General features: G+C 37.5%; 14 protein-coding genes, 1 tRNA gene and 1 other annotated feature. Of the genes, 14 read left to right on the forward strand and 1 reads right to left on the reverse strand.

What is annotated here, in order from left to right:
• Positions 1–120 precede the first annotated feature (120 nt).
• The 3 genes from IGJ32_RS03405 to IGJ32_RS03415 all read left to right on the forward strand — a co-directional run bounded on the left by IGJ32_RS03405 (position 121) and on the right by IGJ32_RS03415 (position 2,689).
• A tRNA-Arg gene (locus IGJ32_RS03405) sits at positions 121–194 on the forward strand.
• 383 nt (positions 195–577) lie between these two features.
• Entirely contained in the window at positions 578–937 is a 360-nt protein-coding gene (locus IGJ32_RS03410) for a DUF1304 domain-containing protein (RefSeq protein WP_342081569.1), read from the forward strand.
• 132 nt (positions 938–1,069) lie between these two features.
• Positions 1,070–2,689 carry a SulP family inorganic anion transporter gene (locus IGJ32_RS03415; RefSeq protein ID WP_228196978.1) on the forward strand — a complete coding sequence of 540 codons (1,620 nt, stop codon included), beginning with the start codon at positions 1,070–1,072 and terminating at the stop codon, positions 2,687–2,689.
• Positions 2,690–2,834: 145 nt separating this feature from the next.
• On the opposite strand, the gene IGJ32_RS03420 is transcribed toward IGJ32_RS03415, so the two are convergent.
• Positions 2,835–3,488 (reverse strand): uracil-DNA glycosylase, encoded by a 654-nt coding sequence (locus IGJ32_RS03420; protein ID WP_010719809.1) that lies wholly within the window; start codon positions 3,486–3,488, stop codon positions 2,835–2,837.
• 141 nt (positions 3,489–3,629) lie between these two features.
• Positions 3,630–3,705 (forward strand) — a sequence feature (ribosomal protein L21 leader region).
• 19 nt (positions 3,706–3,724) lie between these two features.
• Here IGJ32_RS03420 and rplU point away from each other — a divergent pair.
• From rplU to IGJ32_RS03475, 11 genes are all read left to right on the forward strand, one after another.
• Positions 3,725–4,033 (forward strand): 50S ribosomal protein L21, encoded by a 309-nt coding sequence (rplU, locus tag IGJ32_RS03425; RefSeq protein ID WP_010719808.1) that lies wholly within the window; start codon positions 3,725–3,727, stop codon positions 4,031–4,033.
• A gap of 28 nt (positions 4,034–4,061) precedes the next feature.
• Complete coding sequence (locus IGJ32_RS03430) at positions 4,062–4,406, forward strand: ribosomal-processing cysteine protease Prp (RefSeq protein WP_010719807.1); 345 nt, start codon at positions 4,062–4,064, stop codon at positions 4,404–4,406.
• 12 nt (positions 4,407–4,418) lie between these two features.
• Positions 4,419–4,712, forward strand: a complete 294-nt coding sequence (rpmA, locus tag IGJ32_RS03435) for a 50S ribosomal protein L27 (protein WP_010719806.1) — start codon at positions 4,419–4,421, stop codon at positions 4,710–4,712.
• Positions 4,713–5,018: 306 nt separating this feature from the next.
• On the forward strand, positions 5,019–6,128 hold the full coding sequence (locus tag IGJ32_RS03440) for an acyltransferase family protein (RefSeq protein WP_342081568.1): 1,110 nt from the start codon (positions 5,019–5,021) through the stop codon (positions 6,126–6,128).
• A 442-nt stretch (positions 6,129–6,570) separates the two neighbouring features.
• A complete protein-coding gene (locus IGJ32_RS03445) occupies positions 6,571–9,396 on the forward strand; it encodes a sigma 54-interacting transcriptional regulator (RefSeq protein ID WP_053766119.1) in 2,826 nt (941 codons plus the stop codon).
• 194 nt (positions 9,397–9,590) lie between these two features.
• Positions 9,591–10,082: a mannose/fructose/sorbose PTS transporter subunit IIB gene (locus IGJ32_RS03450; RefSeq protein ID WP_010719803.1), complete on the forward strand. Its 492-nt coding sequence runs from the start codon at positions 9,591–9,593 to the stop codon at positions 10,080–10,082.
• 98 nt (positions 10,083–10,180) lie between these two features.
• Positions 10,181–11,170 carry a mannose/fructose/sorbose PTS transporter subunit IIA gene (locus tag IGJ32_RS03455; RefSeq protein ID WP_010719802.1) on the forward strand — a complete coding sequence of 330 codons (990 nt, stop codon included), beginning with the start codon at positions 10,181–10,183 and terminating at the stop codon, positions 11,168–11,170.
• Between the two features lie 32 nt (positions 11,171–11,202).
• Positions 11,203–12,006 carry a PTS mannose/fructose/sorbose transporter subunit IIC gene (locus IGJ32_RS03460; protein ID WP_010719801.1) on the forward strand — a complete coding sequence of 268 codons (804 nt, stop codon included), beginning with the start codon at positions 11,203–11,205 and terminating at the stop codon, positions 12,004–12,006.
• Between the two features lie 21 nt (positions 12,007–12,027).
• Complete coding sequence (locus tag IGJ32_RS03465) at positions 12,028–12,942, forward strand: PTS system mannose/fructose/sorbose family transporter subunit IID (protein WP_010738207.1); 915 nt, start codon at positions 12,028–12,030, stop codon at positions 12,940–12,942.
• A gap of 116 nt (positions 12,943–13,058) precedes the next feature.
• Positions 13,059–13,433 carry a DUF956 family protein gene (locus IGJ32_RS03470; RefSeq protein ID WP_010719799.1) on the forward strand — a complete coding sequence of 125 codons (375 nt, stop codon included), beginning with the start codon at positions 13,059–13,061 and terminating at the stop codon, positions 13,431–13,433.
• Positions 13,434–13,604: 171 nt separating this feature from the next.
• Positions 13,605–13,850, forward strand: a complete 246-nt coding sequence (locus IGJ32_RS03475) for a GlsB/YeaQ/YmgE family stress response membrane protein (RefSeq protein WP_010719798.1) — start codon at positions 13,605–13,607, stop codon at positions 13,848–13,850.
• Positions 13,851–13,931 lie beyond the last annotated feature (81 nt).

The raw sequence follows: 13,931 nt of genomic DNA on the forward strand, positions 1-13,931 counted from the left end.
CGGACACTAGGTAAAAGAGGAACGCTTTCTATTGAGCAATCTTTTTTATTGATAAAATAACTATTTCATATTGACAGAACCAAAATGATTCTATATAATTATTTTTGTTCCGAAAAAGCTGTCATAGTAGCTCAGCTGGATAGAGCATCCGCCTTCTAAGCGGACGGTCGGGGGTTCGAATCCCTCCTGTGACGTAAAAAAAACCAAAACCGGTAGAAACGAAAGTTTCTACCGGTTTTTCTTTGTTCTGGTAGTTGGATCAAATGGGTACGTAGCAAGTATTCTTATGATACGCAGTCTAATCAGGTAGGACCTAGGTATGTGTTAAAAAAGAATATATTGGATGTTTTTCTAAGTAAAAGGAGTAGGTAAAATTTTTACTCTACAAATTCATACATTCGTGTATTTTAACTTCGTTTAAGCAGAAATCAGTCCATCCTCTATAGGTGGATGATGTTTGATATCAGGGGATTCAAGGCTTTTTTAATCGCTACAAGTGTGTTTGTTTTTTTATTTTTGAACGGTTCGGCTATACTTATTCTAAGCCGATAAGCAGAAATGAATAGGGGGAGAAAATATGTCGATTATTTCACAAATTATCATTACATTAGTTGCAATTGAATTTTTTTATATCATGTATTTAGAAACCTTTGCTACAACTTCTAAAGCAACTGGCAGAGTATTTAAAATGAGTCAAAAAGAATTAAGTAATTCGTCGGTACAAACGTTATTTAAAAATCAAGGTGTTTATAATGGATTGTTAGGTATTGCTTTATTGTATGCCACTTATATTTCGTCTGCACCAAAAGAAATGGCAAGTTTGTTATTGGTTTATATTGTATTGGTCGCAGCTTACGGTAGTATCACTAGTGACAAACTAATTATTTTGAAACAAGGTGGTCTGGCAATCATTGGATTACTGACTCTTTTGATTTGAGTTAATCTTATTTTATAAAAATTTTCATGAAAACGCCTATAACTTTGTGAAAAAGCTGACATGAGTTAGAAAAATATGCTATTCTAGTAGTTGCGTGTTTCGTAAAATTTTTATAAAAAAGGAGTCTCTAGGTTGTTCAAAAAGTATATTTTTTTACTAAATGAAGAATTTGACGGATATGATCGTCAAAAATTCCAAAAAGATTTATTAGCTGGTATTACTGTAGCTGCAGTAGCTTTACCTTTAGCGTTGGCGTTTGGCGTGTCCAGTGGTGCAAATGCTGCGGCAGGATTAATTACAGCGGTTATTGCTGGACTTATTATTGGTGGCTTGTCAGGTGGTTTTTATCAAATTTCAGGACCAACAGGCGCAATGGCTGCGATCTTGATGTCGATTGCAGCTACTCAAGGGATGTCTGGGGTGTTACTGGCGACATTTTTAGCAGGACTATTATTGCTAGTGGCAGGCATTTTTAGATTAGGAACATTGACCTCTTTTATTCCAGCTCCAGTGATTACTGGATTTACTTCGGGAATTGCTATTATCATTGCCTTGGGTCAAGTGGATAACTTGTTTGGTGTCCATTCAGAAGGTGCAAATGTGATTGAGAAGTTTCTTAGCTATCAGACCTTTGGCTTTTCGATAAATTTTTCCTCCTTTATTATGGGATTATTAGTGATCATCGGAATGATTATCTACCCCAAAAAATGGGCTCAAACTATACCAAGTTCTTTGATGGCAATTATTCTTGCAACGGTTGCGATGTTCTTGTTTCACTTGCCGATAGCAACCGTGGGAAAAATTCCACAGACGTTGATCAGTAGCGATTGCTTAACGTTTGCAGCCTTTCATCTTGATTCTTTAAAAGAAGTGATGGTGCCAGCGATTAGCATTGCCTTGCTTGGCATGGTGGAAAGTTTGCTCTGTGGTGCTTCTGCGGGACGAATGGCAAACAAACCATTGGACAGCAACCAAGAACTTGTTGCGCAAGGAATCGGAAATCTAGTTTTACCATTTTTTGGAGGCATTCCAGCGACAGCTGCGATTGCCCGAACAAGTGTGGCAATTAAATCAGGGGCACAGACTCGTTTAGCTGGTATCATTCATGCTTTGGTTTTGTTTTTATCTATGATTATTTTTGCACCAATTATGTCAAACATTCCTATGCCAGCTTTGGCAGGAGTGTTGATTGTTACTGCTTGGCGCATGAATGAATGGGAAACGATCAACGTCTTGTTCACTAAGAGATATTGGTCTGGCATCTTATTATTTTTGATTACTATGGGATGTACTGTGATTTTTGACTTAAGTATTGCGATCGTCATCGGCATTATCGGTGGCTGTATTTTCTTTGTGATCAAAAGTGCGGCAATCACGATCTCGGTTGAAACAATCGATTGGGAACGAATGGATTTGCCAGAAACGAAAAAATTAGATAATTGGACAGTTGTCTATATTAGCGGACCACTCTTTTTTATGTCTGCTGAAAAATTAAAAAATACATTAGCTGATTTAAATCAAAAAGAGGGGATCATTTTTTCTATGCGTGGTGTTCCAAGTATTGATTTAACTGCCCGGGCTGTTTTTGATGAGTTTCAAGAAAAAGCTGAAATGCGAGAACAAACGATTATTTACACCTCGCTACAACCAGAAGTAGAAAAACAACTACAGCATTTATGGCAAAAAGCTGGCTTTGAGCAACACCAAACAGTAGCGCATGCACTCTCAGCGCTGCATGAACAATATACGTAATCAGTCATGAGCAGGAGAAATGTTTTTGAGAAGCAGGGCAAACAAAGTGTTTTTTGCAGTGTTTAATTAAAATAAGCTATAAAAATTCAAAAATCCCGAAACAGCTTTTTTCTGTTTCGGGATTTTTTACCTATGGAAGCTGTGGCTATTGATTGCTAGGATCTTTCTCGAGATAGTTTGCTAAGGTAAGCCAGTCTTTGCGGATCACGTCAGCTAATGTTCGATTGTAAAAAATAGCTGCAGGATGGAAAAGCGGGAGGATCTGGTAGCTTTTATCACTCCACTCGTAAGCATCTTTTTGTTGATTCAGTTTTAAAATAGGCCCAGTATAAAGCTGACCATGATTTTTAGAGATCGTATAAGCAGAACCTAATAACCGTTGCAAACCGATATTGCCTAATGTAGCAATCAAATGGGGCTCGACATGTTCGATTTCATAATCTAGGATCGGCGCATGAGCGAATACTTCCGCTTTCGTTGGTGTCCGATTCGGATAAACAGTTTCTGCTTGCTGAGTTCGTTTATTGAGTCGTTGGACTGTCCGATAAGGTCGACTTCTGACTGCACTAGTAATATAAACATCTTCTCTTGTCAAACCAGCTAGAGCAAGAGTTTGCATTAGTTCTTTGCCTGCTTGTCCGCTAAAAGGAATATGATTATCGATTTCTGTTTTGCCAGGAGCTTCACCTACCAGCATGAGTTTTGGGTGGAGTGGGCCTTGACCAGCAACGAAACCTTCTACCGCACGACCTTGCATACGAATCGTTGCTTCTTGAACCAATTCATCAGGATAGATCATTCGTTTACCTCCTTCGTCTTCACTAACATTATAATGAGCAAAAGTGAAAATTGCTATTGATTGACTTAAGAAAAGTTCTAGAATCTAGAGTTGACGAATGCGCTGGTTTCTGGTAATCTAGTACTGTTGTAATTGTGGACTCCACAGCTACAACCGCACAGAACGAGTTTGTAAGTACAGGTAACTGTCACTCTGGATGGCGAGTCTAAGTCTATTATAAGGAGGTGCTTTATAGCATGTACGCAATTATTAAAACTGGTGGTAAACAAGTAAAAGTTGAAGTTGGACAAGCAATCTACGTTGAAAAACTTGACGTTGAAGCAGGTGAAAAAGTTGTTTTTGACGAAGTTATCTTAGTAGGTGGCGAAACTACAAAAGTAGGCGCTCCAATTATTTCTGGTGCAACTGTTGAAGGTACTGTTGAAAAACACGGCAAACAAAAGAAAGTCGTTACTTTCAAATACAAACCTAAAAAACATTCACACCGTAAACAAGGTCACCGTCAACCATACACAAAAGTGGTTATCGACGCGATCAACGCTTAATTAGCGCTTGAGAAAGAAGGCCTGAATAATGATCAAAGGAACATTTAAACGTAATGACGCTGGTCAAATCGTTTCATTTACTTTGACAGGGCATGCTGATGCTGGTCCTTATGGGAGTGATATCGTCTGTGCAGGAGTTTCTGCATTAGCGATCAGTACTGTCAATGGGATTGCCTCATTAGCTGGTTTTGAACCAATTGTCGAAATGAATGAAGAAGAGGGCGGTTATTTATATACCGAAGTCACTTCAGGATTGACACAAGAGCAAAACAATATTGCCGAGATTCTATTAGAAAATCTCTTGTTGGGATTACAATCGATAGAAGCTGAAAATTCAGAATATATCCAAATTAAAACAATTAATGATAAATAGGAGGTGCAGACCATGTTGTTATCAATGAATCTACAATTCTTTGCCCACAAAAAAGGTGGCGGTTCTACATCTAACGGACGCGACTCAGAATCAAAACGTCTAGGTGCTAAACGCGCTGACGGACAAACAGTTACAGGTGGATCAATTCTTTACCGTCAACGCGGTACAAAAATTTATCCAGGTGTGAACGTGGGTATTGGTGGAGACGACACTTTATTTGCTAAAGTTGACGGAGTAGTACGTTTCGAACGTAAAGGCCGCGACAAAAAACAAGTGTCTGTTTATCCAGTAGCTCAAGAAGCTTAATGAACAGTTTGCTCTATCCCTTATTACGTAAAGGATAGAGCTTTTTTTATGACTTTTAATGAAAACGGTTGATAAAAAAGGTGCCTAAACATAAAAATCAATACCATTCTTTACTTTTTTATTCAAAATCCTGTGCTTATCATTAGTTAAAATGGAAATTACATATTAAAAAACGAACGTCATTCTAAATGATCGGTTTGAAAAAAATAAAAAACGTTTCTCGTTTGAAGTATAACAATATATGAGTGGAAAAAATCACTACTATTTGTGAATGGTGTATTGTATACTGGGATTTAAAAAGGAGTGATGAATAAAAAAATGAATTTAAATAACGTTTCAAAGCGTTTGTATAAATGGGACAATTTAAAGGCTTTATTAATTTTCCTGGTTGTAGTAGGTCATTTAATTGATCGGGCGAATCAAAAGAGCGACTTGTTAATGAAAATTAACTATTGGATATATATGTTTCATATGCCAGCATTCATCTTTGTTTCTGGTCTATTCAGCAAGAATACAATTCGTAACAAGGATTTCCGTAAAAGTTTTAGATATCTCAAATGGTTTTTCATTTTAAAAATTATATTTTTGATTAGCACTTTTCTCTCCTCAGGTTCTTTAAGCTTTTCCTTTTTAACAGAAAGCGGACTGCCGTGGTATTGTTTTGCTATTTTTGCTTTTCAATTAATCAGCATGGTTATTGATGGATATGACAAATACTGGGTGCTAGGCATAGCTGTTGTAATTGGTTGTTTGGCAGGATATGATGCAAATTTGGGAGATTTTCTATGTTCTTCAAGAATCTTAACTTTCTTTCCATTTTTTTATGCTGGATACTTAATTGATTATCAAAAAATGTCAAATTATCTAAACAATTTTAAGATCAAGTTGTGCGCGTTGTTCCTTTTGTCAGGAAGTTTTTTTGTCGTTTATTTTAAGTTATATGGCACCTCGCTGACGATGGGATTTTTGACCGGTAGAAATGCTTATGCGAATGTAAGCGAATTAGTAGGTCTTTATGGTGGTTTTTTCCGATTTATTTACTATATTGCAGTCTTCCTTATAATCAGTAGTTTGGTTGCTTTGATAAGTAATAAACGACTGTTTATTACGAGTTTTGGAGAATTATCCTTGATCATATATATGTTGCATATACCTATCGTCAGAATAGTGAATGATAAACTTCATTTGGATTTGTTTATTAAAAGTTTTGGTGTACCGCAGAGTATTACGATTCTAATAGTAACTATATGTATTTTCTTTTTGTGCAGAATGGAGTGGGTTCATAAGCCGTTAAACAAAATTCTCTATTTTAATGTTCCTGAAAAAACAGATAATTTGGTAAAAGGAAATGGGTATTTTAAAAGCTTTTTTTATGACCGTACTTTGACCATACTTAATAGTAAAAATGAAGAATAATTAGATGGTATGATGAGCGTATTATTATAGAAGACAAGTGTTTAGGTTATACGATCGGAGTTAATAAAAGTTCACTAGAAAATATTGAATTGGAAGTGATTGTTTATCCGAGCACTCAATAAACAGAATAAATTGAATAAACAATGAACTAAACTCAATGAAAAAAGTTCTCTCTTGTTGATTAAGAGGAGAGCTTTTTTTGTCTGTGTTTCATTACAATAGATAAAATGGTTTATCGGCGCAAGCACTTCGATCCGATTATTTTAAAGAAAAGCTTTAAGTTGAAGGGGACGTTTTTGGATAATTCTAATGAGACAAAGAGTAGCTGATCCAGTCAATACTTCTTTTAATAAGAGATATTTACTGTAAATAGTTGACGAAATGGAATTAAATTTATAGTATTATGTTTTGAAGCCAGTTAATGAAAAAGGGGCGAAACCAAATGGCGAAGCGCATTGATCGAATTTATACGTATGTCAAAGAAAAAACGGCTCATCTAAAACCGATTGAATATGATCAAGGGGTCACAACGAAAGAGATAGCTGAGGTTTTAGGTATCCAACGGACCAATAGTAGTAAAGATTTGAATCAGTTGGTACGTGAAGGAAAATTGTTGAAAACCGATGGACGACCTGTACGTTACATATATCAAAAAAATGTTGCCTATGAACAACCGACCGCCAAACATGTCATAAGCTATAAAGAAGAAAGAGTACCAGTAGAAAAAGCAAGGATTCAGATTGATACGAAAGATATTTTTGCTAAGATCATTGGTGCAAATGGGAGTATGAAAAACTCGGTTGAGCAAGCGAAAGCCGCCATTTTATATCCGCCGAGAGGTCTGAATTGTTTGATCACTGGACCAACTGGATCGGGGAAAACCTACTTTGCACATGCGATGTTTCATTTTGCCAAAGCCAATCACGTCATTAGTGAAGACAACGAGTTGATCGTCTTTAACTGTGCCGACTACGCTAATAACCCGGAATTATTGATGAGTCACTTGTTTGGGTATGTCAAAGGTGCTTTTACTGGAGCAGAAGAGGAAAAAACCGGAATCATTGACCAAGCAGATGGAGGAATGTTGTTCCTAGATGAAATTCACCGGTTACCACCTGAAGGGCAAGAAATGATCTTTTACTTCATGGATCATGGTACCTATAGTCGATTAGGAGAAACAACAAAATCTCATGAAGCAAATGTTCGGATCGTGGGTGCAACAACTGAGGATCCTGGTTCTTCTCTATTAGAGACCTTTGTTCGAAGAATACCGATCAATATCAAGTTGCCATCTTTTGAAAAACGCCCTGCAAATGAAAAAATCGACCTGGTTAAAATTATGATCGCCCATGAAGCCAACCGTATCCAGCGGCAAATTTCGCTAACTGAAGATGTTGTTAAAGCGTTGATCGGTAGTGTAACCTATGGGAACATCGGTCAGTTGAAATCGAATATCCAATTGATTTGCGCTCGTGGTTTTTTAAATCATATCAATTCTCCAGAAATCTCGATTACGATCGATGATTTGACGGAAGGGATTAGAAGTGGATTGATCCAATTAGCAAGTAATCGAGTAGCGATGTCCGAACTATCGAAGCTATTGGAGCCTAAAATTACGGTGTACCCTAACGACACAATCATGAAGATTCAATCTGATTCTTATGAACTACCCTATAACCTTTATGACATTATTGGGGACAAAGCAGCACTATTAAAGTCTGACGGATTAGATCAAGAAGCCATCAATCATTTTATTTCAACGGATATCAACATCCATTTGAAATCTTTTTACAAGGATCATGGATTCTCATTCAATGCCGATAATAAACTAGCTGAGTTTGTTGATCCTAAAATCATCGAAGTCACCAATCAAATATATATAATGGTAAAAAATGCCTTGCCATATGAGTTTCAGCAAAATTTTATCTACGCAATGAGTCTGCATATCAGTTCTTTTTTAAAAAGAATCAATATCGGTGAAGAGCGCCATACGAATGATAATATACGTGAAATGGCAATTGATTTTCCAGTGGAATATGAAGTAGCGAAAGAAGTTAGAAAGTATATTGAGGAGTATTTCCAAGTAACGATTCCAGATAGCGAAGATTACTATCTCACTGTCTTGCTTGTGTCGCTAAGGGCAAATCAAGCAAGCGGTCGTATTGGGGTAGTCGTGGCAGCACATGGTAATAGTACAGCAAGCAGCATGGTTCAAGTGGTCCAACAATTATTAGATGCAGACAATGTACGAGCGGTCGATATGCCATTGGATATGGATCCTAAAACGGCGCTTAGTCGGATCGAACGAATGGTGCAAGAGGTGGATGAAGGCAGTGGAACGATCTTATTAGTGGATATGGGTTCGCTTGCTTCATTTAATTCTCAGATTCAGCGAGATACAGGAATTCCTGTGCGGACAGTTGACATGGTGACGACCTCTTTGGTATTAGAGACGGTTCGCAAAGTTTCTGTGTTAGGTACGGATTTAGATATGTTATACGATTCCTTGAAAAATTTCCGTGGTTATGCAGAAATTTCGATGGAAAAAACACCTGAACCGACCGCACTCAGAAAAAAAGCCATCTTAGCTATTTGTGCATCTGGTGAAGGAACCGCACAACGAATCAAAGAATTGATCGAACGTTCTGTAAGTAAACGGCAAGATGTCGAGTTGACTGTTTTGGCACTCTCTGTTTTAGAATTGGAAAAAGAATTGCCTAAATTAATCGAAAATTACCAAGTCATTGCGACTACTGGAATTACAGATCCGCAGATTGCTGCGCCATTTATTCCATTGGAGCGGTTTATCGATCAAAATATCGAGTTGATTTTAGATCAATTATTACTTGAGGCAGAATTAGATGAAACAGAAGAAGTGCCATTGAGTGAAGAAACTGCAAAACAGACTTGTGTGAAATTTATTGAACAAAATTTTACATTTATCAATGGAACCAAATTGATTGATCCTTTATGGAATTTTAGTGATCAAGTGTCTGAGAAGCTATCGATTGAGAATCATGGATATAGTTTTAAAATCAATTTAGTTTTACACACAGTGGGGATGATTGAACGGATTTTATTAAACGAGCCATTGAATGTTGAATCAGACGAACTGGAAAAAGCGATGGAAGATCCATTGTTTTCGTCTATCCAACAATTGTTATCCCCGTTGGAAAAGACCATCAGATTTGAAACACCTTCATCTGAAGTTTATTATTCATTCAAGCTGATTCGTAATGAATTGGCAAAAAATGAATACACTAAATGAAAAATACACAAAAAAGATACACTGTTATTAGTGTATCTTTTTGTGTATTGCTTCGAAACGCCTTAAAACCCCTTAGTGTATTGATGAAAAGTTGGCACGGTTCTTGCTTTTATATAAATGTGCCAATAGATGGTTATACACACAGAAAATGAGAGGGGTTTCTGTGAAGTAGTTTAACAAAAGGAGATTTGCTGATGGATATTCGGTTAGCGCGTATAGATGATCGTTTGATCCATGGACAAGTTGCAACGGTCTGGTCAAAATTGACCGGCGTGGAACGCATCATTGTTATTAGTGATTTAGTAGCCCAAGATAAATTGAGAAAGTTTCTTTTAAAAGAAGCTGCTCCACCGGGAATCATCGCAAATGTGATCACGGTGAAAAAAATGATTCAAGTTTATCAAAGCGGTTTACTAGCAACGACGAAAGTGATGCTTTTATTCACTAATCCTCAAGACGTTGAGAAAATTGTCTTAAGTGGTGTACAGCTGGATTCATTGAATATCGGTGGGATGAGTTTTTCTGAGGGGAAGACGATGATCACAAATTTTGTGTCAGTCGACCATAAAGATATTGCATCGTTCCAATTCTTGAATCAGCAAGGTGTAGAATTAGAAATTCGCAAAGTACCCGCAGATAGAAAGATCCTTTTGATGGAATTACTAGCAAAAGCCAAAAAGGCATAATATTGTTGTTGGAAAATGGTCAAATTCATCTGTTGTAATGGTTAGCAATTATTTTAATATTTGATTTGTTACAACAAAAAGAAGTAGGAGGTATAAATATGGTAGGGATTATCCTTGCAAGTCATGGACAATTTGCTGAAGGTATCTTGCAATCAGGTTCAATGATTTTTGGCGAACAAGAAAACGTCAAAGCAGTCATTTTAAAACCAAGCGAAGGTCCAGATGACTTGAGAGCCAAATTAGAAGAGGCTGTTGCTTCTTTTGATAATCAAGACGAAGTATTGTTCTTAGTTGATTTATGGGGCGGAACACCGTTCAATCAATCAAACACATTGTTTGAAGAACACAAAGACAAATGGGCAATTGTTAGTGGTTTGAACTTGCCTATGTTGATCGAAGCTTATGCGTCACGTTTTTCAATGGAATCTGCTCAAGAAATTGCAGCACATATCATTGAAACAGCAAAAGATGGTGTGAAAGTGAAGCCAGAAGAGCTTGAACCACAAGAAGCACCAAAAGCAGAAGTTTCTGATGGACAACCTAAAGGTGCATTACCTGAAGGAACAGTAGTTGGCGACGGTAAGATTAAATATGTTTTAGCACGTGTTGACTCACGTTTATTACATGGTCAAGTTGCTACTGCATGGACAAAAGCTGTTCAACCAAATCGGATCATCGTTGTTTCAGATGCTGTATCAAAAGATGATTTACGTAAGAAATTGATCGAACAAGCTGCTCCTCCAGGGGTTAAAGCAAACGTTATCCCAATTTCTAAAATGATCGAAGTTGCTAAAGATCCAAGATTTGGGAATACAAAAGCTTTGCTATTGTTTGAAAATCCTGAAGACGTGTTGACAGCTGTTGAAGGCGGCGTTGACATCCAAGAATTAAACGTAGGTTCAATGGCCCACTCAGTTGGGAAAGTTGTCGTAAGTAAAGTTTTATCAATGGGCCCTGAAGACGTAGAGGCATTTGAAAAACTAGAAAGCAAAGGAGTTAAATTTGATGTACGTAAAGTACCAAATGACTCTCGCGACAATATGGACGAAATTCTTAAAAAAGCTAAGTCTGAATTATCTAAAGCATAATTCAAAAAACTAATATTTATAGGAGGCTTATCATGTCTATTATTTCAATGATTTTAGTCGTATTCGTTGCCTTTCTAGCAGGGATGGAAGGGATTCTGGATGAATTCCAATTTCATCAACCTCTAGTGGCATGTACATTAATAGGTTTAGTAACAGGTAACCTTGAAGCAGGTATCGTATTAGGTGGTACTCTTCAAATGATCGCTCTTGGCTGGGCAAATATCGGAGCTGCTGTAGCACCAGATGCTGCATTGGCATCAGTTGCATCTGCAATTATTTTAGTATTAGGTGGTCAAGGTGTTCGAGGCGTTCCATCAGCTATTGCTATCGCAGTACCACTTGCTGTTGCTGGTTTGTTCTTAACAATGATCGTACGTACAATCGCTGTTCCTATCGTTCACTTGATGGATGCTGCTGCTGAAGAAGGTAACATCCGCAAAGTTGAAATGTGGCACATCATTGCAGTATGTTTACAAGGTATCCGTATTGCAATTCCTGCTGGAGCATTATTATTCATCCCAGCTCAAACTGTTCAATCTTTCTTAGAATCAATGCCTGCATGGTTAACAGACGGTATGGCTATTGGTGGGGGAATGGTTGTTGCTGTAGGTTACGCATTAGTAATCAACATGATGGCAACTAAAGAAGTATGGCCATTCTTCGTTATCGGTTTTGTTGTAGCTGCAATTACTCAATTAACATTGATTGCCCTAGGTGCTTTAGGTGTTGCTTTAGCTCTTATCTACTTGAACCTTTCTAAAATGGGAGGCTCTTCAAATGGTGGCGGAGGAAGCAACTCAGGTGACCCTCTAGGCGACATTTTGAATGACTATTAATCTTGAAGGAGGAAAATAAAAATGGCAGAAGAAAAAATTACTTTATCTAAAAGAGACCGTTTAGCTGTTGCATGGCGTTCTACCTTCATTCAAGGTTCATGGAACTATGAACGTATGCAAAATGGTGGTTGGGCTTTCTCAATGATCCCAGCAATCAAAAAATTATACAAAACGAAAGAAGAGCGCACAGCAGCTCTTAAACGTCACTTAGAATTTTTCAACACACATCCATATATTGCTTCACCTATCTTGGGTGTTACGCTAGCATTAGAAGAAGAACGCGCAAATGGCGCTCCTGTTGACGATGTAGCGATCCAAGGGGTTAAAGTTGGTATGATGGGACCTCTTGCTGGTGTTGGTGACCCAGTATTCTGGTTTACTGTTCGTCCGATGTTAGGAGCTCTTGGTGCTTCTCTAGCAATGGGTGGTAATATTCTTGGACCAATCATCTTCTTCTTAGGTTGGAACATTATTCGTTGGTCATTCATGTGGTATACACAAGAATTTGGTTACAAAGCTGGTTCTAAAATCACAGATGATTTATCTGGTGGATTATTGCAAGACGTAACAAAAGGTGCATCTATCTTAGGGATGTTCGTATTAGCCGCCTTAGTACAGCGGTGGGTATCGATTAAATTCTTGCCAGTTGTATCAACTGTTAAGTTAGATAAAGGTGCTTACATTGAGTGGGATAAATTACCTGCTGGTGGCGAAGGAATCAAGAGTGCTTTTGAACAAGTAAACAGTGGTCTAGCACTTAGTCCTGAAAAAGTAACAACTTTACAAGATAACTTAGATCAATTGATCCCAGGGTTAGCTGCTTTAGCATTGACATTACTATGCATGTGGTTATTGAAGAAAAAAGTTTCTCCAATTGTCATTATCTTAGGTCTATTCGTTGTCGGTGTAGTTGGCCATGTTGTTGGTCTTTTATAATAAGAATCTAGCTCGGGCGTAGCCCCGAGCTTTTTTTATCAAAAAGTGAATGCTGCTTGAGATTTCAACATTGAAACGATAGTATACTAGATAGATAAAATAATAGGAGTGATTAAATGGTTCAATCAATCAATACAAAAGTTGATTTGGTAATTGATGCCACTGCGTTTACTGGTTTGACTGATTATGGGAAAATCATGATTGGAGACCGAGGATTCGAATTTTATCATGCAAGAGACACTCGGAAATTTGTTCAAATCCCTTGGGAAGAGATTGATTACGTCATCGCATCCGTTATGTTCAAAGGAAAATGGATTCCGCGCTATGCCATTCAAACAAAGAAAAATGGTACATATACATTTTCTTCTAAAGAACCCAAAAAAGTACTTCGCGCTATCAGAAAATACGTAGATCCTAGTCGTATGGTTCAATCCTTGAGCTTTTTTGATGTAGTGAAACGTGGTGTCAAAAGTATCTTCAAACGCAAGTAGAAAAACACGAATGGATGCTCTTCGCAGCATGTCATTCGTGTTTTGTTTTGTGTTTCGCTTTTTCTTTTGTGTGCGTGTCATTATCTAGGTCAGCTTCAACGCTGGTTCAATCATTTGCTCCTAATAATTTTCCTATGCTAGAATGAAACTGTAAAGAAGGAGGTTATTAGTATGGGTTGGATATGGACTTTAATCGTTGGTGCAGTCATCGGAGCCATTGCTGGAGCAATTACCAGTAAAGGAAATTCTATGGGTTGTATCACAAATATCATTGCTGGATTGATTGGTTCAAGTATCGGTCAAGCAATTTTTGGTAACTGGGGACCACATGCAGCTGGTATGGCACTTATTCCATCAATTTTAGGCGCAGTTATTTTAGTGGCAGTTGTTTCATTCTTTTTTGGGAAACGATCATAATCAAATAGATTAACGCTTAGCCAATAGTTTTGCAGATAGAAGTAAATAGTTAAGGCAGATCTGAAACTGATTTGTCTTAAC

Source organism: Enterococcus sp. DIV1639a (genome assembly GCF_050530445.1).
GTDB classification, from domain to species: Bacteria; Bacillota; Bacilli; order Lactobacillales; family Enterococcaceae; genus Enterococcus_B; species Enterococcus_B hirae.